This is a genomic window from Serratia sp. PL7 (genome assembly GCF_945957435.1).
This window is the reverse complement of sequence record NZ_CAMFLB010000022.1, coordinates 111,750-130,622: the sequence shown is the minus strand read 5'-3', so window position 1 is coordinate 130,622 and position 18,873 is coordinate 111,750. Positions and strand designations below refer to the sequence as shown.

The following is an 18,873-nucleotide window of genomic DNA, read 5'->3' as shown; positions in this document are numbered from 1 at the left end:
TCGCCACTGGTGATTTTAAATCAACGCTATTATCTGTGAATATCTTCAACCCACCAGGAGCACCTCATGACCGAAACCATGCAACGTTGGACGATGAACGCCGTAGGGCGTGAACATCTGCAATTAACCGAGAGCGCCATTCCACAGCCCGGCCCACATCAGGTGCGGGTGAAAGTGAACGCCGTGGCGCTGAATTACCGCGATAAAATGGTGATAGAAGGCACCATGCCGTTGGATCTGCCGCTGCCGTTTACCCCAGCCTCGGATATGGCTGGCGTGGTAGACGCGGTGGGAAGCGGCAGCACGCGTTTTCGCCCTGGCGATCGGGTGATCTCTACCTTTAGCCCGGACTGGATAGAGGGTAAGCCTGATGGTGATGCGCGCATTCCACCTTATCGTACGGCAGGCGGTACCTATCAAGGGATGCTGGCCGAATACGTGGTGGTCGATGAAAACTGGCTGAGCGCAGCTCCCGGCTCGCTAGACGATGCCGAAGCCAGTACCTTACCCTGCGCTGGGCTGACGGCCTGGTTTGCCTTGGTAGAACGCGGTCATTTGCGTGCCGGGGAATCGGTATTGGTACAAGGCACCGGTGGCGTTGCCTTGTTCGCGCTACAGATTGCCAAAGCCCACGGAGCACAGGTCTTTGTCACCTCCGGCAGCGAAGAGAAGCTGCTACGTGCCAAGGCGTTAGGGGCCGATCACGGCATTCACCGCCTGCGAGAGGATTGGGTGGAGTCGCTCTATCAACTGACGCAAGATCGCGGTATCGATCATATTGTCGAAACCGTTGGCGGCAGCAATCTGGCCAATTCACTACGCGCCGTGGCGATACATGGCCGTATCTCGGTCATTGGCGTGCTGGAGGGTTTTGATATTGCCATTCCAGCTAGCCTATTGCTGCTGAAATCGCCGCAGATCCAGGGCATCGGTGTAGGCCACCGCCGCGCATTGGAAGATTTGGTACGCGCCGTCGACGCCAACGGCATTAAGCCTGTCATCGACCAGCGTTACCGTTTCGATCAGCTACCCGCGGCGCTCGATCACCTCGATCGCGGCCCGTTCGGCAAAATAGTACTGACACGTTAACCTTGCATGATGGCGCTATTGTCCCGCAGCCGGGCGATCTCATCGCTCGGCGTAATGCCAAACAGCCGCTTAAACTCGCGGCTGAACTGCGAAGCACTCTCGTAGCCCACGCGGATCGCCGCCGTGCTGGCCTTCAGGCCGTCATGCAGCATCAGCAAACGCGCCTTGTGCAGACGATACGACTTCACATACTGCAGCGGCGAGGTATTGGTCACTGCCTTGAAGTTATGGTGAAACGCCGACACGCTCATGTTCACTTCGTACGCCAACTGTTCGACGTTGATGTTCTCGGCATACTGATTCTCAATCCGCCGCAACGCCTTGGCGATCTGGCTGAAATGGGTATGCCGGTTAACCAGCTCCTGCAACGAAGCACCGCAACTGCCACGCAGCACGTAATAAAGCAGCTCACGCACGATCTGTGGCCCCAGCACCCGCGCATCCAACGGTTTCTCCATCACGTCCAACAGACGTTCTGTGGCGCACAGCATTTCATCGCTAAGCACTGAGAGATTAACGCCGCTGCTTTCCCCCCTAGGCTTCATCAGATAATCGTCATCACCGATATCGATCAGCAGATCCTGTAGCATCTGGGTGTCGATATTGACCGCCAGCCCCACCAGCGGCTGTTCCGGGCTGGCAAAGGTTTCACACTCAAACGGCAGCGATACCGTCATCAGCAGGTAATTGCGCGGATCGTACTGAAACACCTTGCTGCCACAGTAGCCCACCTTGTGGCCCTGAAAGATGATGACGATACCAGGTTCATACATCACCGGCTGACGCGGGTAATATTCATCGCTATACAACACCTTCACCATAGGTACGGGCGTTGGGCTATAGCCTTTGGCGGCGGCAAAGCGCATCGCCTGGCGCGCCATACGGCTACGTAATTCAACGTTCTCCATCAGCAAGCCCCTCTAATCGCCTGAATAATTCGACACGGATAATAACCATAAAGATGCTTTTTCTACAGTGTAGTGTAGAAATAGGCAAGACACCGACAGGAATGTGCATTGTGCGAGCGGGCCAGGTTACCGACAATAGACTCCAGCTATTTTGCGCCGCTGGCGCTTCCCTGACACGAAAAGAGAATACGATAATGCAAAACTTCATCCTCCACACCCCAACCAAAATCCTGTTCGGTAAAGGCCAGATTGCCGAATTAGGCAAACAAATCCCGGCAGACGCCCGCATCCTGATCACCTACGGCGGTGGCAGCGTGAAGAACAACGGCGTACTGGATCAGGTCTATGCCGCGCTGGCTGGCCGCAACGTACAGGAGTTTTCCGGTATCGAGCCTAACCCGACCTATGAAACCCTGATGAAAGCGGTAGAAATCGTGCGGGCAGAAAAGATCGACTTCCTGCTGGCAGTCGGCGGTGGCTCGGTGGTTGATGGCACCAAATTCATCGCGGCGGCGGCCGACTACCAGGCCGATCGCGATCCGTGGCATATCCTGAAAACCGTGGGCAGCGAGATCGTCAGCGCAGTACCGATGGGTTGCGTGCTGACCTTGCCAGCGACAGGCTCCGAGTCCAACAGCGGCGCGGTGATCACCCGTAAAAGCAGCGGTGACAAACAGCACTTCTTCTCACCGCTGGTGCAGCCTCTGTTCGCCGTGCTCGATCCGGTGGTGACCTATTCACTGCCACCGCGCCAAATCGCCAACGGCGTAGTGGACGCCTTTGTCCACACCATTGAGCAATACCTGACTTACCCGGTCGATGCCAAGGTGCAGGATCGCTTTGCCGAAGGCCTGCTGTTAACGTTGATCGAAGATGGCCCACGTGCGCTGGCCGAACCGGAAAACTATGCGGTGCGTGCCAACGTGATGTGGAGTGCCACCATGGCGCTGAACGGCCTGATCGGTGCCGGTGTGCCACAAGACTGGGCAACGCATATGCTCGGCCATGAACTGACCGCCATGCACGGTCTGGATCATGCGCAAACCCTGGCCGTCGTCCTGCCTGCCTTGCTGGTAGAGAAAAAAGCCCAGAAACGCGAAAAACTACTGCAGTACGCCGATCGCGTCTGGGGCCTGCGTGAGGGTTCCGAAGAAAGCCGTATCGACGGTGCAATCACCGCCACCCGTGCCTTCTTTGAGCAAATGGGCGTGCCAACCCGCCTGTCTGATTATCAACTCGACGGTAGCTCTATCCCTGCGCTGCTCGACAAATTGCATCAGCACGGTATGACCGCGCTGGGCGAGCATGGGGATATTACGCTGGAAGTCAGCCAACGCATTTATCAAGCGGCACGCTAATTGCCAGCACACGATTTCATCGCAACATCACAGTTTCCTGCTAGGCTTTAGTTTCTACTTACCGTGCCCGACCGATCATCGGGCACGGTTGTGCGCCTTATCCGCGCTTTCGATCGCATCGCATAACATCGTCTCGTTAACCCATGGGAGAATTTTATGGCGAATCAATCCAGCTCCGTATCTGACAATAGCATTCATGCCTGGGCCGCGCCCGGCAAGGGACAGCCGCTTGAACCTTTTACCTTCGACGCCGGTGCATTAGGCGACGATGAGATTGAAGTTGCTATTGATTACTGTGGCGTCTGCCACTCCGACCTCTCCATGCTGAACAATGAATGGGGCATGACCCACTACCCGTTCGTACCCGGCCATGAGGTGGTGGGTAAAGTCACCAAGTTGGGTGCCCATGCGCAGAACAAAGGGCTGAAGATTGGCCAGGTGGTGGGCGTTGGCTGGAATCGCGGCAGCTGTATGCACTGTCACCCCTGTATGTCTGGGGATCAGCATCTGTGCAACGAGGTACAACCTACCATTATTGGTCGCCACGGCGGTTTTGCCGATCGCATCCGCAGCCACTGGGCCTGGGCGATCCCACTGCCGGAAGGCGTTGACGTGACCAGTGCCGGGCCGCTGTTCTGCGGCGGGATCACGGTGTTCAACCCACTATTGCAATACGATGTCCGCCCGACACAGCGCGTTGGCGTGGTTGGTATTGGCGGCCTGGGTCACATGGCGATCCGCTTTATGCACGCCTGGGGCTGTGAAGTCACCGCCTTCACCTCATCCAACAGCAAACGCGACGAAGCACTTTCGTTGGGAGCTCACCGCGTAGTGGCAAGCAATGACAGCGCCGCATTACAGGCCATTGCCAATCAACTCGACTTTATTCTGGTCACCGCCAGCGCCTCTTTAGATTGGGACGCCTTTATCGGTACCTTGGCCCCGAAAGGCCGCCTGCACTTCGTTGGGGCGATCCCCGACCCGGTACCCGTTCAGGTGTTCTCGTTTATCAGCAAACAGGCTGAACTTTCCGCTTCGCCTACCGGCGCCCCTTCACGCCTGGCTGACATGCTGGCCTTCTGCGCCCGCCATGGCATAGAGCCGCAGGTAGAACATTTTCCATTGAGCAAGGTCAACGATGCCATCGCGCATCTGGAGGCGGGCAAGGCCCGTTACCGTATCGTACTGGATATGCACGCTTGAGGTCGCAAACTCGGCAAGCACTGAGGTGGCGAACTAAAATTCATGTAAGCAGGCCTTGGCCTGAAAGCAGTCATAAGGAGATAACGCATGCAACCCATCATCAAACTCCACGATGGTAATCTGATGCCGCAGTTGGGTCTCGGCGTATGGCAAGCCAGCATTGAAGAAACCACGCAGGCCGTCACCAAGGCGCTGGAAGTCGGCTATCGCTCCATCGATACCGCCGCGATTTACAAAAATGAGGAAGGGGTAGGTGCCGCGCTGCAAGCTACCTCGATCCCACGTGAAGAGCTATTTATCACCACCAAGCTGTGGAACGACGATCAGGGCAATCCGCAGGCAGCACTGGAAACCAGCCTGAAAAAGCTGAAGCTGGATTACGTCGATCTCTATCTGATCCACTGGCCGAAACCGGCACAGGATCAGTATGTCGAAGCCTGGCGCGGTTTGATCAAACTGCGTGAGCAAGGGCTGGTGAAAAGCATCGGCGTCTGTAACTTCCACACACCACATCTGCAACGCCTGCTGGATGAAACCAGCGTCGCGCCGGTGATCAACCAGATCGAACTGCACCCGCTGCTGCAACAGCGCCAGCTGCGCGCCTGGAATGCCACCCACCATATCGCCACCGAATCCTGGAGCCCGTTGGCGCAAGGGGGTGAAGGCGTCTTTGATCAACCCCTGATCAAGAAGCTGGCGGAGAAGTACAACAAGACGCCTGCACAGATCGTCGTGCGCTGGCATCTGGACAGCGGCCTGATCGTGATCCCGAAATCGGTTACACCCGCGCGCATTCGCGAAAACTTTGAGGTGTTTGATTTCAAACTGGATAAGGACGAACTGGGCGAAATCACCAAGCTGGATATCGGCAACCGCCTGGGACCGGATCCTGATTCTCTGTAAACATGGCGGGGCCGCACTGTCGGCCCCGTTGCTCTATTGTTGGTAGCCTCTCGCGTTAATTGGCTTTTAACCCAAGATCTTATCGGTCGCTGACGCTATGATATGGCGCAGCAATCCGATCACAGCAGCTTGGAGTTTCATGACTTTCTCTTTCTCATCTTTGCCGCGCCTGACCATGGTGTTAATGCTATTGGTGCTGGCAGGCTGTTCCAGCAAGCACCAGCGCACCAGCCACAATCCTCACGCCTATGACGATGAAATCGAAGACGCGGCCGACGAATACAAAATCGATCGCAAGCTGATCGCCGCCATTATTCAGGTAGAGTCCGGCTTTAACCCTAAAGCTGTCAGCCCTTCCAACGCCATCGGCCTGATGCAGCTTAAGGCGAACACCGCCGGTTGTGATGCCTACCGTTTTAAAGGCAAACGCGGCTGCCCGGATGATGACGACCTGTTGGATCCAGAAACCAATATCGATCTGGGGGCGGCCTATATCGGGGCGCTGCAACAGCAGCAACTGAAATGGATTGACGATCCGGTGACCCGCCGCTATGCCACTGAGGTGGCTTATGCCAACGGCGCGGGAGCCTTGCTACGTACCTTCTCCAGCGATCGCCAAAAAGCCATCAGAATGATCAACAGCCTGTCACCGGAAGCCTTTCACTGGCATGTGCGCCAGTATCATCCGTCTCCGCAGGCACCGCGCTATATGCTGAAGGTCGAGGCGGCGTATAACAGTTTGTAGACTGGCAATAGCTAGCTCCATAGAGTCTTCCCTGAAAGGGATAACAAAATAATATCCTCACCAAGGGATAATTTATGGAATATCCCCTCTAGGGGATAAAAGAAAGGGAGCCACTTGGGCTCCCTGCTCTGTCAGGCCTTACCGTTGCGGATAGGCTTGCGCGGTGGCTTGTTGGACGGTGTGCGCTGGCGGGTAATGTCCGTGTGCTTGGTCAACGCCGGGCGGGTATGCCGCTGTAAGCGCTTGGCCTCGCGCTGTTCGTCGATGCTTGGTGCTGGCACCAGGCATTCGCGACGGCCACCAATCAGGTGCTTCATTCCCATCTCTTCCAACGCCGTACGGATCAGCGGCCAGTTAAGCGGATCGTGATAGCGCAACAATGCCTTATGCAGGCGGCGCTGGCGATCGCCCTTCGGAATAAACACGTCTTCACTCTTATATCCCACCTTACCCAACGGGTTCTTGCCGCTGTAATACATGGTGGTGGAGTTCGCCATTGGCGACGGGTAGAAGTTCTGTACCTGATCGAGACGGAAACGGTTTTTCTTCAGCCACAGCGCCAGATTCACCATGTCCTCATCGCGGGTGCCCGGATGCGAGGAGATGAAATAAGGGATCAGATACTGCTCTTTACCTGCCTGTTTGGAATACTGATCGAACAGCTGCTTGAAACGATCGTAGCTCCCCATCCCCGGCTTCATCATCTTGGACAATGGCCCGGTTTCGGTATGCTCCGGCGCGATCTTCAGATAGCCGCCCACGTGATGGGTCGCCAGTTCCTTGATATAGCGCGGATCTTCAACCGCCAGATCGTAACGCACCCCGGAGGCGATCAGGATCTTCTTGATCCCTTCCAGCTCACGGGCGCGGCGGTAAAGTTTGATGGTCGGCTCATGGTTGGTATCCATATAGGTACAGATTTCCGGATACACACAGGAAGCACGGCGGCAGGTTTGCTCGGCACGCGGGTTGGTGCAGCGCAACATATACATGTTGGCCGTTGGGCCACCCAGATCGGAGATCACCCCGGTAAAGCCCGGCACCTTGTCGCGGATCTCTTCGATTTCACGCACGATCGAGTCTTCCGAACGGCTCTGGATAATGCGTCCTTCATGCTCGGTGATTGAACAGAACGAACAGCCACCGTAGCAGCCACGCATAATGTTCACCGAGAAGCGGATCATATCGTAGGCCGGGATGCGCTCTTCGCCATAAGATGGGTGCGGAACACGCTGGTACGGCAGGGCAAACACGCTGTCCATTTCCGGGGTGGTGAGCGGGATCGCCGGTGGGTTGATCCACACGTAGCGGTCGCCATGTTTTTGCATTAACGCACGGGCGCAGCCAGGGTTGGTTTCATGATGCAGGATGCGCGAAGTGTGGGCATACAGCACCTTGTCCGCCTTCACCTTTTCGAAGGAAGGCAACAGCACGTAGGTTTTTTCCCACGGCTTGGGTTTGGCGGCACGTACGGTGACCGGCTTGGCCTCTGGCTCTGGCGTGCTGCCGTCGGCACAGGGCAAATCTTCACCGTAAGGATTAGGAATTGGCTCGATACGGCCCGGCTTGTCCAGGCGAGTGGAATCCACCCCGCTCCAGCCCGGCATGGCCCCTTTACGCATCACTGCGGTGTTACGGATATCGTGGATATCCTGAATTTTTTCACCCGCCGCCAGGCGATGCGCCAACTCCACCAGCGGACGTTCGCCGTTGCCATAGATCAGCATATCAGCCTTGGAGTCCACCAGGACCGAGCGGCGCACGGTATCCGACCAGTAATCATAATGGGCAATACGGCGCAGACTGGCTTCGATACCGCCCAGGATGACGGGCACATCTTTATAGGCTTCTCTACAGCGTTGGCTATAAACCAGCGTGGCGCGATCCGGGCGTTTGCCGCCCACGTTACCGGCGGTATAGGCATCGTCATGACGCAGCTTACGATCGGCGGTATAGCGGTTGATCATCGAGTCCATATTGCCAGCGGTCACACCGAAGAACAGGTTCGGTTTACCCAAACGCATAAAGTCTTCTTTGTTGCTCCAGTCCGGCTGGGCAATGATCCCCACGCGGAAGCCCTGAGCCTCCAGCATGCGGCCCACAATCGCCATGCCAAAGCTTGGGTGATCGACGTAAGCGTCCCCGCTGATCACAATCACATCACAGCTATCCCAGCCTAATTGGTCCATCTCCTCACGCGACATCGGTAAAAACGGCGCGGGGCCAAAACATTCGGCCCAATAAGGCTCGTAGGAGAACAATTCACGTTCGGGTTGGATCAGGCTGGTAGTGCTCATTCGGGTGCTCTTGTGCAGGTTAATTTATCGCCGGGCGGCGATTATACGCACTCGCCGCCAAAAGAGCATGGTTATTTCTCAGATAACTCAGCTTTTGACCTCAAACTCGTACACATCGCTGCGGCACAGCGTTTCGCTGAACTCCAGCACTTCGCCCTGGGCGTTGCGGCTGGTCTGGACAATGCGTAACAGCGGTGTGCCGCTTTGTACATTGAGCAAGCTGGCGTTTTCGTCACTGCTGGCAACCGCCTTCAATAAAAAATGCCTGCCCTCTGGCACAATACCTCGCGACTTCCATAGGGCATACAGCGAGTGTTCCAGCTCTTCGGGATCGGGCAGAAAACGGGTCGGGATATAGGTGGTTTCCAACGACACCGGATTGCCATCCATCAACCGCAGGCGACGTAGCTTGACCACGATACTGTCGCTTGCCAACTCCAGCGCCTTGGCTACCTCGCTGGGTGCCTTTATGCAGGAACGCAACAGCCATTGGTTACTGACGCTGCTGCCACTGCGCAAAACCTGCGCGGTAAAGCCGTTATCCTGATTGAGGGAATAGCCGATGTGCATAGCCACTCGAGTACCAATGCCCTGTTGGCGTGAGACCAGCGCTTTTTCTTCCAGCAACCTCATCGCCTTACTGACGGTAACGCGTGACAGATCCAATGCTTCAGCCAGCATGCGTTCCGGCGGTAAAAAATCGCCAACGCCCAAGACACGCTGTTTAATGGCAATTTCGAGGGAGTTCGCCAACTGGATGTAACGTGGTGCCGCCGCTGCCTGTGAAAACTGCTGACGCAGCCAGGCAATAAAATCATTCATCGGACCCACCTCTGATTTGTTCGCATTCCTCAACCGCCTCGTTTTTACCATATTTGTCACATTCAAGGTAATTACATCATGCGCGCTTGCATTGGACTTAGATTGGAATCACATTTTTCAACTATTGGACTTTAATTGGATCTATTTTACGACTAACATTAGCGACACTGATGTTTTACATCGGTTAGCACCAACACCAGGGAACACCCATATAAATGAAAAATATAAAAAATCCTCACCACGCCATACTCGGGGCGCTCTATGGGCAAGCCGTAGGCGATGCGATGGGGATGCCGTCAGAACTGTGGCCAAGGCAGCAGGTTAGTGATTATTTTGGTTGGATCACCAGCTTCCTGCCTGGCCCGGCAGAAAATATCGCAGCAAACGGCTTTATCGCCGGGGAATACACGGATGACACCCAGCAGGCAGTGGCCTTGATGGATGCGCTGTTGGCCGCAGAGGGCCGGATCGAGCCGGAACGTATAGCTCACCACATCATGCTGTGGGCAGAACGGATCGGAGCCTTTGAGAAAAATATCCTTGGCCCCAGCTCCAAAGCCGCGCTGTTGGCGTTCCGCGCCGGTACGCCGGTGGCAGAGATCGCCGCTAACGGCGTGACCAATGGAGCGGCCATGCGTGTAGCTCCGTTAGGTTGCCTGCTGCCAAGCGGCGATTTGCCAGCCTTTATCACAGCGGTAAGGCTGTCTTGCAGCCCGACCCACAAATCGGATATCGCCGTAGCTGGCGCTTTTGCCATTGCCTGGGCCGTTAGCCGGGCTGTCGAAGGCGCGGATTGGGCCACCATCAAGCAAGAACTGCCCGCACGGGTAGAGCAGGTGCAACAGCAACATATCACCACTTTCAGCCCTTCGCTCAGCCGCCGTCTGGTTTGGGCGCTGGAGTTCACCGCTAACCTGGGCCATCTGCCGGATAGCGAAGCATTGGCGGAGCTTTACCATACCGTCGGTGCCGGGATGGACACTATCGAGTCAATCCCGATGGCGTTGGCACTGGTTGAACTGGCAGACACCGATCCGCAACGTTGTGCGATCCTGGCCGCCAATCTGGGTGGAGATACCGATACCATTGGTGCCATGGCAACGGCAATCTGCGGAGCCTTACGCGGCGTAACCGCCTTCCCGGCGGAGTGGATTGCCACGATCAATAGCGCCAATCAAATAGATTTTGAGCCCTACGCGGCCGCTCTCCTTAGGCTGCGAAAACAGGAATAAATCGCACTATGAGTGAAATCAACCGCAGTGAGACATGGAAAGTAGAAAGCACAGGCATCGATCGCGTACCGGATGCTGAGCAGACAGGTAAACCGCTCGAGCTGTTCTGGATATGGTCTGCCGCCAACATCGGCATTCTTGGCGTGGTGTACGGGGCAATTATTGTCGCGTTTGGCCTGTCCTTTATCCAGTCCATCCTGGCCGCATTGGTCGGGGTAGCCAGTTTTGCTTTGGTCGGTTACACCAGCTTCGCCGGCAAACGTGGCCGTACCTCTACTTTGACCTTATCGCGGGTGATTTTTGGCCTGAAGGGCAACATTGCCCCCACCACCTTCAGTTGGATCAACCTGATGGGTTGGGAAGCGGTGAACGTCATCACCGGCACACTCACCCTGGCGGCGCTGTTCCAGGCCATAGGCCTGGGTGAAAGCCATTCCCTTACCGCTTTCAGCCTGTTGCTGTTTGGTGGCTTGACCATCGTGGTCAGCCTGCTGGGCCAGAACACGGTAGTCTGGATGCAGAGCTGGTTCAGCCGGATATTCGGCACCATGACGCTGATTGTGGTGCTGTATATCGTCTTTACCACCGAATGGGGCAAAGTGCTGTCACTGCCTTCCGGCAGTTGGTTGACCGGCTTCCTGCCTGCCGTTTCGGTGATCGCAGCAGGTACCGGTATCAGCTGGGCCATTGCCGGGGCCGATTACAGCCGTTATCAAAGCCCAGAATCTTCAGATAAAAGCATCTTTGCCGCCGTAGTGGGCGGTGCCTGTCTGCCCCTGATCCTGCTGATGTTCACCGGCATTCTGCTTTCGGTACAGCTGCCGGATCTGGCCAGCGCCGCCAACCCGATTGCGTTAATCGGCTCGGTACTGCCAAAGTGGATGGCCATCCCTTATCTGTTGGCCGCGACCGCCGGTATCGTCACTATTGCCGTGCTCAGCCTCTACTCCGCCAGTCTTAACCTGCTAACGCTAGGCGTGAAGGTGAAACAATCGCTGGCCGTCTCCATTGACGCCGTGGTGATCCTTGGCATCGCCATCTATGTGCTGTTTATTTCTGGCGACTTTATGGGGCCATTTATCTCTTTCCTGGTGTTCTGCGGGGTATTCCTTGCCGCCTGGGAAGCCATTTTCATTCTCGATTATGCTAAAGTGCGCCGTCATCATGGTTACGACGGTAATGCCCTGTACGGCCTGAACGGCCAGAACCGCGGCGTGCGTAAGGTGCCACTATTCTGCTGGTTCCTCGGCGCCTTGTGCGGGCTGCTAGTGACCAAAACCGGCTTTATCGATGGCCCATTGGCTAAAGGCCTGTTCGCTGATTCCAGCCTGGGGCTGTTCGTTTCCTTCCTGGTCAGCCTGGTTGCCTATGGCCTCTATCTGGCAAGTAACAAAGGACAGCAATGAGTGAATTTGTCGCAGTAAAACCCATTCTGGTGGTAGGCGGTGCCGTAGGTGACGTAGTTCTCACGCTGCCAAAGCTGCCAGCCAGCGGTGAAGATATCGAAGCGCAGCCACAAGAGCGGCAGATTGGCGGTTGCGCCTTCAACGTAGCACGGGCGCTACGCCGCCTGGATGTCCCCGTGATTAACGGTATGCCGGTTGGTAGCGGAGACTGGGGAGCGGCCATCGAAGCCGCCATGCAGGAACTGGATCTGCCGGTGCTGCTACGCCACGGCCAACTGGATAATGGTTGGTGCCTGGCGTTGGTGGAACCCAACGGTGAACGTACTTTTGTTACCGTGACCGGTTGTGAAGCCCATTGGAATAAGGCGCAACTGGCCACCCTGCCGCTAACGCCAGAAACGGTGGTCTATGCCAACGGCTATGAACTGGTGGGAGAACCCGGTGAAGCACTGAGAGACTGGCTTACCCGCCTGCCGTTCGATCAGTGGCGGCTGCTGGATCCCGGCCCGCGCGTCGATCAACTAGGTGAAGCGTTTTTCGCCATGCTTAGCGATAGCCACACCTTACTCACCCTCAACCGCGACGAAGTCGCGATCTTGTGTGGGGAAGGCGACGCCGTCAGCGCCGCACAACGTTATGCCACAGCGCATAACATTACCCTGATCTGCCGGTTGGATCGTGACGGTGCCTGGGTCTGTGATGGCCGCAATGAACCGCAGCATGTGCCCGTTTACCCGGTTGACGTCGTTGATACCATCGGCGCGGGGGATGCCCACTGCGCGGGTTTGCTAGCCGGGCTTTCCGCTGGCCTGTCGTTGGTTCAAGCGGTCGATCTTGCCAACCGCGTGGCCGCCTGCGTGGTGGCCAGCCGTGGTGCCGCCGGAGCTCCAGACTGGCAACAACTGCAACAGCGTTTTCCTGCCTGATATCACAGGGGCTGAACTCAGCCCCTGTGTTTTACCTCAATGCGCCTTCTGCAGCTCGCCGCTCATCGCTTCCGGCCGATGTTGGTAGTTGAAAGACAGGGCAAAAATCACCCCCAGCACCAGCGTATAGGCGGCAAACACCAGCCAAATACTCTGCCAATCTTTCACCCCGTTATGGGTGAAGAAGTCCACAACCTCGCCGCTGGCGATGGCTCCAACGTAAGCCCCTGCACCGTTGACCATGGTCATAAACAGCCCCTGAGCGCTGGCACGGATGCGGTGGTCGGTTTCTTTCTCCACAAAGATGGCGCCGGAAATATTGAAGAAATCAAACGCGCAGCCGTAAACGATCATTGAAAGCAATAGCAATAGGAAGCCGAACCCGGCAGGCGTACCGTAGGCCAGGAACAGGAAACGCAACGTCCAGGCCGCCATGCTGATCAGCATCACCTGCTTGATGCCATATCTCCGCAGGAAGAACGGGATGGTGAGGATGAAAAACACCTCAGAGATTTGCGACAGGGAGAGCAGCACCGAAGGATAGCGCACGCTGAGGCTGTCCTGATACAGCGGGTTAAGCGAGAAATCGTGCAGGAACGGATTGCCGAAGGTATTGGTGATTTGCAGCGCCGCCCCCAGCAACATGGCAAACAGGAAGAACACCGCCATGCGTTTTTGCTTGAACAGCACGAATGCATCCAGCCCCAACATGCTGACCCAGCTTTGCGAGCGTTTCACCTTGTTGGTCGGGCAATTTGGCAACGTCAGGGAGTAGATTGCCAATAGCAGCGACACCGCGGAAGCCAGATACAACTGCATATTGCTCAGTTCAATGCGGCTAAAGCTGATTAGCCACATCGCCAGAATAAAGCCCACGGTGCCATAAACCCGCACCGGCGGGAAATCCTTTACCGTATCAAAACCGTGCTTTTCCAGGCAGAAGTAAGAGATAGCGTTGGAAAGCGCCATGGTGGGCATATAGACCATCGCGTTGAACAGCATGACCCAGAACATCACCATCGGCTGATCGACCTGTGCGGCGTAGTACAACGCCACCGCCCCCAGCAGATGACACAGGCCATACAGACGGTTGGCCTTGATCCAGCGATCGGCAATGATCCCGGCCAGGCTTGGCATGATCAGCGCGGCGATCCCCTTCGAACTGTACACCATACCAACCTGCGCCCCGCTGAAGTGCAGGGTGTTGATCATGTAGGAACCCAACGTCACCAACCAGGCGCCCCAGATAAAGAACTGGAGAAAAATCATCACCTTCAATCGTGTTTTTATTGCCATTACCATCACCTTATTGTTGTGATTTACGCGGCAAGGTAGGGGCTTGCCGCGGGGTAGTCAGATGGAAATAAGGATTACAGCGTTTTGAAGAACTCACGGATCAGGCGCATAAAGTCGTCTGCCGCCAGCGCGGCACAGCTCAGCGTCTGCTCATGGGAAAGCGGCGTATCGGATAACCCTTCGGCATAGTTGGTCATCGCTGAAACCACCAACACTTTCAGGCCGCAGTGCCGGGCCGAAAGCACTTCTGGCACGATCGACATCCCCACCACGTCACAACCCAGCGTCTGCATCATGCGGATCTCGGCCGGGGTTTCAAAGTTCGGGCCGGTGTAGGCGGCAAACACCCCTTCTGCCAGTGGGATACCAGCCTTAGCCGCTACCGCCGCAAGCTGCGCACGCAGGTCTCGATCGTAGGCGTTAGCCAGGCTGAAGAAGCGTGGACCAAAACGCTCGTCGTTAGCCCCCACCAGCGGGGATTCCGGCATAAAGTTGATGTGGTCGGTCAGCGCCACCAGGCTACCCGGGGCGACCGATTTACGCAGTGAACCAGCAGCATTGGTCGCCAGCAGGAATTCACAGCCCAGCAGTTTGAAGGTGCGCACGGCGGTGGTCATCACCTGCATGCCACGGCCCTCATAGAAATGTCCGCGCCCTTTCATGCACAGCACTGGCACACCTTCCAACCAGCCCGCCACCAGTTGCCCTGCATGGCCCACTACGCCGCTCACCGGGAAACCCGGAAGTTCGGTATAGTCGATGGTCACGGCGTCAGTCATTACGTCTGCCAGTGCCCCCAGCCCCGATCCCAAAATCAATGCAGCGCGGGGTTGAAAGCCGGGTAGTCTGGTCCGCAGCACGTCGGCACAAGAAAAAGCATCGTCTTGATTAAACATAGTATTCTCTTCTGTAGGGGGATGAATTAGGCTGTGTCCCTTAATTGACCATGGTGCCGTCGCAGCCCCAAAAGCCCGTAATCAAGGCGGAGGGTGCAGGGCCTAGTGGGCTAAGTTCAAGCCCGACAACGCTGAGTACGGGCTTTTGGGGCGCGACCCTTAGGGCTGGGGCCATTTGGACGCGTATCTGCGTTTCTCCCCGCTTATTTGGGCCCACCAAACTTCACGGCTCGTGCCTTGCAACGCGTCCAAATGACCTCCAGCGGCGCTCATGTGCAATTAAGGGACACAGCCTGATCCCCATAGTAGAGAGCGACAGCGGGTGGCGACCAATACATTGTTGCCCGCTGATTTATTCTGTTTACCTATAAATACCCTGCATCGGGAGGCCCGAAAAACCATGAAAAAGCCACTACCCGACCCTAGCCGGATCAACTTTCGCCTGCTGCACTATTTCCGCGTGGTGGCGGAGGAGATGAACTTTACCCAGGCCGCACAGCGGCTGAACATGTCCCAACCGCCGCTCAGCAAACATATCAAAGAGCTGGAAAGCCAGCTGGGGGTGGAACTGTTCAAACGCACCACCCGCTCCATGGCGCTGACGCAGGCTGGCCGCACGCTGTTCCATAACGTCGAAACGTTGCTCGATCAGGCGGGCAATGCGCTCAATCAGGTGCAGCAACTGGGCCGTGGCGAGGCCGGCCATATGGTGATTGGCATGGTAGGCACCTCTGTCTGGGGCGGTTTGATCCCGGCACTAAAACGCTTTACCGGGCAGGAAGAGAAGGTCACCTGGACGTTGAATGAACAAACTCCCAGCCAGCAGATCGTCTCATTGCAGAAGCGGCATATCGATATCGGGGTCTGGCGTGAGGCAAAACAACAGGCGCTGCCGGGGCTGGCCTGTCAATTATTGGCGCGGGAGAAGATCTCGGTGGTGCTGCCAACGGGGCATCCACTGGCAACCGGGGAAGAAATCCAACTGCAAGCCCTGGAGCATGACAAATTTATCGTGCTGCCGCCCAACGAGGCCAGCCTGGGGCTGTATCTGCACAACCTGTGTCTGCAACATGGCTTTGCGCCGGACATCGTCCATCAGGTTAATGAACCGCAAACCCTGATGGCGCTGGTGGCGGAAGGCTTTGGTATTACGTTACTGCCGGACAGCTACGGGCGCATACCCTGGCCCGGCGTACGCTTCTGCCCGTTGCAGGCGGCCCCTTCGGCGGATCTGTATGCGATCTACCACGCCGAAAGTGCCACTCCGGTGGTGAAGGCGTTCCTGAAAATGCTGCGAACGCCCGGGGCTGTTTAAGCGGAAGCCTGAACCACAAACTGGCCGGTCGAACCGCGATCGGCCATTTCCAACGTCTGGCTGTAGAACAGGAACGGGAAGTGCTCCGAGGAAACCTGGTTGAAGTACACCAGTAGCTCCACGTCGCCGTCGACCCAGACGGTATCCTTCCAGCCGCGATCTTCCGCCATCGGCTGCGCGCCATTGACGCGTTTTATCAGGAACTGTACGCCCTGAATGTGGAACGCCTGTGGCGTATCGGCATGAATGGTCCAACGCTCCCAGGTGCCCTGCATCGTTTGTACGTCGATGCGGTTCATATCCCAGATAGCCCCGTTGATCCCGGCCATCTTGTCGCCCAGACGGAATTCACGTGAGCGGCTGACGTTACCATCCAGCAGTTGATCTGCCAGCAGGCGCATCGGCAGATTGTCGGTGACCAGCGGCAACAGGCCTGTCGGTTTCAACGTCAGTACCTGGGTGGAAACCAGCATGCTGGAAGGTTCAAACAGGCCACGTAGACGATCCATGATCCCTGCCGCTTCACCGGCGGTGAGAGTCACTTCGGCCCCCTGCGACATGTCGATCAGCACTTCGCGGCGCTCACCAGGAGCCAGAGAAAGTTGCTGTACCGCGACCGGTGCAGGCAGGAATCCCTGATCGCTGGCAATCACGTTGATCGGCCGCCCATCGCTAAGCTGCAACGAATAGCGCCGTGAGTTTGAGGCATTCAACAGGCGCAGGCGAACCCAGCCACGTGAGACTTCGATAAACGGGTTCTGCACGCCGTTGACCAACAGCGTATCGCCAACAAAGCCCCCCTGCGCCGGAGGATCGTATTCCGGCGTACCGAAGTTATCCAGGCGCTTATCCTGAATGATCAGTGGGAAATCATCGACACCGTAATGGTTCGGCAGCGGCAGGTTTTTACTGATTTCATCCTCGACCAGCCATAGGCCGGCCAGACCGTTGTAGACGTGCGGCGCCATACGGTTCGGCGTATTGGCGTGATACCAGCAGGTGGCCGCAGCCTGACGAATAGGGATAACTGGCGACCAGTCAACATTGGGCGACATCATGCGCGGCGCACCGCCCATCAGGGTACCAGGTACCTGCAACCCACTGACTGTCATCGATACCGGCTCGGGCAGGCGGTTGCTGTAGATCAGTTTGACGTCGTCACCGTTGTAGACCCGCACCGTCGGCCCCAGATACATGCCGTTAACCCCCCAGACGGACGCTTTGCGGTTGTCCATAAAGGCCCAATGGGCACGTTGCAGGGTTAAAAACAGCGGTTGGCCACGGCGGGATTCCAGCAGTGGCGGGATCGGTAACGGAGTTGGCATCCCGCTCGCTTCGGCCCTCAGCGGCACGGTTCCCGCGCATAGCGCCAAGCCCGATGCCTGAATAAACTGACGTCGACTGAGTGACATATCTTCTCCATGAAAACAAAGCTGAACCGTGTGCAAAGCCCCGCTAAAGCGGGGCATAAACGGCATGAGGCCGTATGAAAATAGCTAACTGCGTTCTATTATTTTTTGGCGGCGTCTAACTTGGCGACTTCCGCATCCAACTGGTCAATCTTCGCCTTCATCAGCTCGCGACAATGGGCCGCCAGCTCACGCACCTGTTCTTTACTGTAATTACTGGTATCGACAGGTTCCAGCATCTCCACAATCACATGGCCGTTGTTCCAACGATTCAGCTTGATCTTGTCGGTAGAAGAAACACAGATCGGCACAATCGGCACACCGGCCGCGATCGCCGCGTGGAACGCACCGGTTTTAAACGGCAGTAAGCCACGGCCACGGCTGCGGGTTCCTTCCGGGAACATCCAGATCGAGATGTCCTGTTTCTTGAAGGCATCCACCACCTGAGCAATGGTGCCATGGGCTTTAGCGCGGTTATCCCGGTCAATCAGCAGGTTACCGGTCAACCAGTAAAGCGGGCCGAAAAACGGGATCCACACCAGGCTTTTTTTGCCCACGGTCACGGTGCGTGGCTGTACCGCATTAGAAACCGTCACCATGTCGTAGTTGTTCTGATGGTTGGCAATGTAAATACATTTGCCGTTATTGTCCGCGCCAGCAGGCTTGCGGAGTTCAACCTGGATGCCGAACACTGTCGACAGGCGGCCAAACAGATGGCCAAAGGTCGCTACATGGCGGGGGTTACGCGGGCTGAACAAGCAGTAAAGCGAACCGAAAAAACTCACCAACAGGCAATAGACCGTGACGATTATCGCACGTAATATCAATAACATAACAACCTCATTAGCACACTGCCAACCCGGCCACTGAGCGGCCGCGAAGATTTCTTTTTGTATGAGGAGCGCAGGCAGAAGAACGCACGGCGCTTCTAAGTTCTCTATTTTCCCGCCAGCCAGCGATCGGCACAATAAATTTATAGCCGGAAAAATTAACTAACTTAAGAAAATAAACCAAGAAAAAAGTCTGATCGATAGTTAAGCGGGCGCAGTATGTTGCGCCCCTACGTTC

General features: G+C 56.4%; 16 protein-coding genes. 9 read left to right on the top strand and 7 right to left on the bottom strand.

What is annotated here, in order from left to right; translation table 11 throughout:
* The first annotated feature begins 66 nt into the window (after window positions 1–66).
* Window positions 67–1,089, top strand: a complete 1,023-nt coding sequence (locus N6G83_RS43080) for an NAD(P)-dependent alcohol dehydrogenase (RefSeq protein ID WP_211136071.1) — start codon at window positions 67–69, stop codon at window positions 1,087–1,089.
* On the opposite strand, the gene N6G83_RS43075 is transcribed toward N6G83_RS43080, so the two are convergent.
* Window positions 1,086–1,970, bottom strand: coding sequence for an AraC family transcriptional regulator (locus tag N6G83_RS43075; RefSeq protein ID WP_248006652.1), 885 nt, complete (start codon window positions 1,968–1,970; stop codon window positions 1,086–1,088). The genes N6G83_RS43080 and N6G83_RS43075 overlap by 4 nt on opposite strands.
* Before the next feature lie 221 nt (window positions 1,971–2,191).
* Between N6G83_RS43075 and yqhD the strand changes: the two genes are divergently transcribed.
* The 4 genes from yqhD to N6G83_RS43055 all read left to right on the top strand — a co-directional run bounded on the left by yqhD (window position 2,192) and on the right by N6G83_RS43055 (window position 6,206).
* The gene (gene yqhD, locus N6G83_RS43070) at window positions 2,192–3,355 is read left to right on the top strand and encodes an alcohol dehydrogenase (protein ID WP_260524164.1); all 1,164 of its coding nucleotides are present in this window, start codon (window positions 2,192–2,194) and stop codon (window positions 3,353–3,355) included.
* A gap of 156 nt (window positions 3,356–3,511) precedes the next feature.
* Window positions 3,512–4,558 carry an NAD(P)-dependent alcohol dehydrogenase gene (locus N6G83_RS43065; protein ID WP_211136068.1) on the top strand — a complete coding sequence of 349 codons (1,047 nt, stop codon included), beginning with the start codon at window positions 3,512–3,514 and terminating at the stop codon, window positions 4,556–4,558.
* Window positions 4,559–4,645: 87 nt separating this feature from the next.
* Window positions 4,646–5,461, top strand: coding sequence for a 2,5-didehydrogluconate reductase DkgA (dkgA, locus tag N6G83_RS43060; RefSeq protein WP_024529134.1), 816 nt, complete (start codon window positions 4,646–4,648; stop codon window positions 5,459–5,461).
* A 139-nt stretch (window positions 5,462–5,600) separates the two neighbouring features.
* A complete protein-coding gene (locus N6G83_RS43055) occupies window positions 5,601–6,206 on the top strand; it encodes a transglycosylase SLT domain-containing protein (RefSeq protein WP_024529135.1) in 606 nt (201 codons plus the stop codon).
* A 131-nt stretch (window positions 6,207–6,337) separates the two neighbouring features.
* Here N6G83_RS43055 and N6G83_RS43050 read toward each other — a convergent pair whose 3' ends face one another.
* Both N6G83_RS43050 and N6G83_RS43045 read right to left on the bottom strand, forming a co-directional pair.
* Window positions 6,338–8,503: a YgiQ family radical SAM protein gene (locus tag N6G83_RS43050; RefSeq protein WP_021179531.1), complete on the bottom strand. Its 2,166-nt coding sequence runs from the start codon at window positions 8,501–8,503 to the stop codon at window positions 6,338–6,340.
* 87 nt (window positions 8,504–8,590) lie between these two features.
* A complete protein-coding gene (locus N6G83_RS43045; RefSeq protein ID WP_024529138.1) occupies window positions 8,591–9,325 on the bottom strand; it encodes a GntR family transcriptional regulator in 735 nt (244 codons plus the stop codon).
* A 215-nt stretch (window positions 9,326–9,540) separates the two neighbouring features.
* Here N6G83_RS43045 and N6G83_RS43040 point away from each other — a divergent pair, with 215 nt between their 5' ends.
* The 3 genes from N6G83_RS43040 to N6G83_RS43030 are packed head-to-tail and all read left to right on the top strand — an operon-like array spanning window position 9,541 to window position 12,889.
* Window positions 9,541–10,557: an ADP-ribosylglycohydrolase family protein gene (locus N6G83_RS43040; protein ID WP_024529139.1), complete on the top strand. Its 1,017-nt coding sequence runs from the start codon at window positions 9,541–9,543 to the stop codon at window positions 10,555–10,557.
* A gap of 8 nt (window positions 10,558–10,565) precedes the next feature.
* Window positions 10,566–11,963 (top strand): purine-cytosine permease family protein, encoded by a 1,398-nt coding sequence (locus N6G83_RS43035; protein WP_199063198.1) that lies wholly within the window; start codon window positions 10,566–10,568, stop codon window positions 11,961–11,963.
* Window positions 11,960–12,889 carry a PfkB family carbohydrate kinase gene (locus N6G83_RS43030; protein ID WP_211136067.1) on the top strand — a complete coding sequence of 310 codons (930 nt, stop codon included), beginning with the start codon at window positions 11,960–11,962 and terminating at the stop codon, window positions 12,887–12,889. The genes N6G83_RS43035 and N6G83_RS43030 overlap by 4 nt, the downstream gene beginning before the upstream one ends.
* Window positions 12,890–12,925: 36 nt before the next feature.
* Here the strand turns inward: N6G83_RS43030 and N6G83_RS43025 are convergent, their stop codons facing one another.
* Window positions 12,926–14,185 carry a nucleoside permease gene (locus N6G83_RS43025; protein ID WP_211136066.1) on the bottom strand — a complete coding sequence of 420 codons (1,260 nt, stop codon included), beginning with the start codon at window positions 14,183–14,185 and terminating at the stop codon, window positions 12,926–12,928.
* A 74-nt stretch (window positions 14,186–14,259) separates the two neighbouring features.
* Window positions 14,260–15,081, bottom strand: coding sequence for a xanthosine phosphorylase (gene xapA / locus N6G83_RS43020; RefSeq protein ID WP_024529143.1), 822 nt, complete (start codon window positions 15,079–15,081; stop codon window positions 14,260–14,262).
* A 400-nt stretch (window positions 15,082–15,481) separates the two neighbouring features.
* Here xapA and N6G83_RS43015 point away from each other — a divergent pair, with 400 nt between their 5' ends.
* Window positions 15,482–16,396 carry a LysR family transcriptional regulator gene (locus N6G83_RS43015; protein ID WP_024529144.1) on the top strand — a complete coding sequence of 305 codons (915 nt, stop codon included), beginning with the start codon at window positions 15,482–15,484 and terminating at the stop codon, window positions 16,394–16,396.
* On the opposite strand, the gene ftsP is transcribed toward N6G83_RS43015, so the two are convergent.
* The gene (ftsP, locus tag N6G83_RS43010) at window positions 16,393–17,808 is read right to left on the bottom strand and encodes a cell division protein FtsP (protein ID WP_024529145.1); all 1,416 of its coding nucleotides are present in this window, start codon (window positions 17,806–17,808) and stop codon (window positions 16,393–16,395) included. The genes N6G83_RS43015 and ftsP overlap by 4 nt on opposite strands.
* Window positions 17,809–17,906: 98 nt before the next feature.
* Window positions 17,907–18,638, bottom strand: a complete 732-nt coding sequence (locus N6G83_RS43005) for a 1-acylglycerol-3-phosphate O-acyltransferase (protein ID WP_211134503.1) — start codon at window positions 18,636–18,638, stop codon at window positions 17,907–17,909.
* Between the last annotated feature and the right edge of the window lie 235 nt (window positions 18,639–18,873).

Coding starts and splice junctions, on each gene's coding strand:
- N6G83_RS43080 (WP_211136071.1), top strand. CDS start 67: ATGACCGAAACCATGCAACGTTGGACGATGAACGCCGTAGGGCGTGAA.
- N6G83_RS43075 (WP_248006652.1), bottom strand. CDS start 1,970: ATGGCGCGCCAGGCGATGCGCTTTGCCGCCGCCAAAGGCTATAGCCCA.
- yqhD (WP_260524164.1), top strand. CDS start 2,192: ATGCAAAACTTCATCCTCCACACCCCAACCAAAATCCTGTTCGGTAAA.
- N6G83_RS43065 (WP_211136068.1), top strand. CDS start 3,512: ATGGCGAATCAATCCAGCTCCGTATCTGACAATAGCATTCATGCCTGG.
- dkgA (WP_024529134.1), top strand. CDS start 4,646: ATGCAACCCATCATCAAACTCCACGATGGTAATCTGATGCCGCAGTTG.
- N6G83_RS43055 (WP_024529135.1), top strand. CDS start 5,601: ATGACTTTCTCTTTCTCATCTTTGCCGCGCCTGACCATGGTGTTAATG.
- N6G83_RS43050 (WP_021179531.1), bottom strand. CDS start 8,503: ATGAGCACTACCAGCCTGATCCAACCCGAACGTGAATTGTTCTCCTAC.
- N6G83_RS43045 (WP_024529138.1), bottom strand. CDS start 9,325: ATGAATGATTTTATTGCCTGGCTGCGTCAGCAGTTTTCACAGGCAGCG.
- N6G83_RS43040 (WP_024529139.1), top strand. CDS start 9,541: ATGAAAAATATAAAAAATCCTCACCACGCCATACTCGGGGCGCTCTAT.
- N6G83_RS43035 (WP_199063198.1), top strand. CDS start 10,566: ATGAGTGAAATCAACCGCAGTGAGACATGGAAAGTAGAAAGCACAGGC.
- N6G83_RS43030 (WP_211136067.1), top strand. CDS start 11,960: ATGAGTGAATTTGTCGCAGTAAAACCCATTCTGGTGGTAGGCGGTGCC.
- N6G83_RS43025 (WP_211136066.1), bottom strand. CDS start 14,185: ATGGCAATAAAAACACGATTGAAGGTGATGATTTTTCTCCAGTTCTTT.
- xapA (WP_024529143.1), bottom strand. CDS start 15,081: ATGTTTAATCAAGACGATGCTTTTTCTTGTGCCGACGTGCTGCGGACC.
- N6G83_RS43015 (WP_024529144.1), top strand. CDS start 15,482: ATGAAAAAGCCACTACCCGACCCTAGCCGGATCAACTTTCGCCTGCTG.
- ftsP (WP_024529145.1), bottom strand. CDS start 17,808: ATGTCACTCAGTCGACGTCAGTTTATTCAGGCATCGGGCTTGGCGCTA.
- N6G83_RS43005 (WP_211134503.1), bottom strand. CDS start 18,638: ATGTTATTGATATTACGTGCGATAATCGTCACGGTCTATTGCCTGTTG.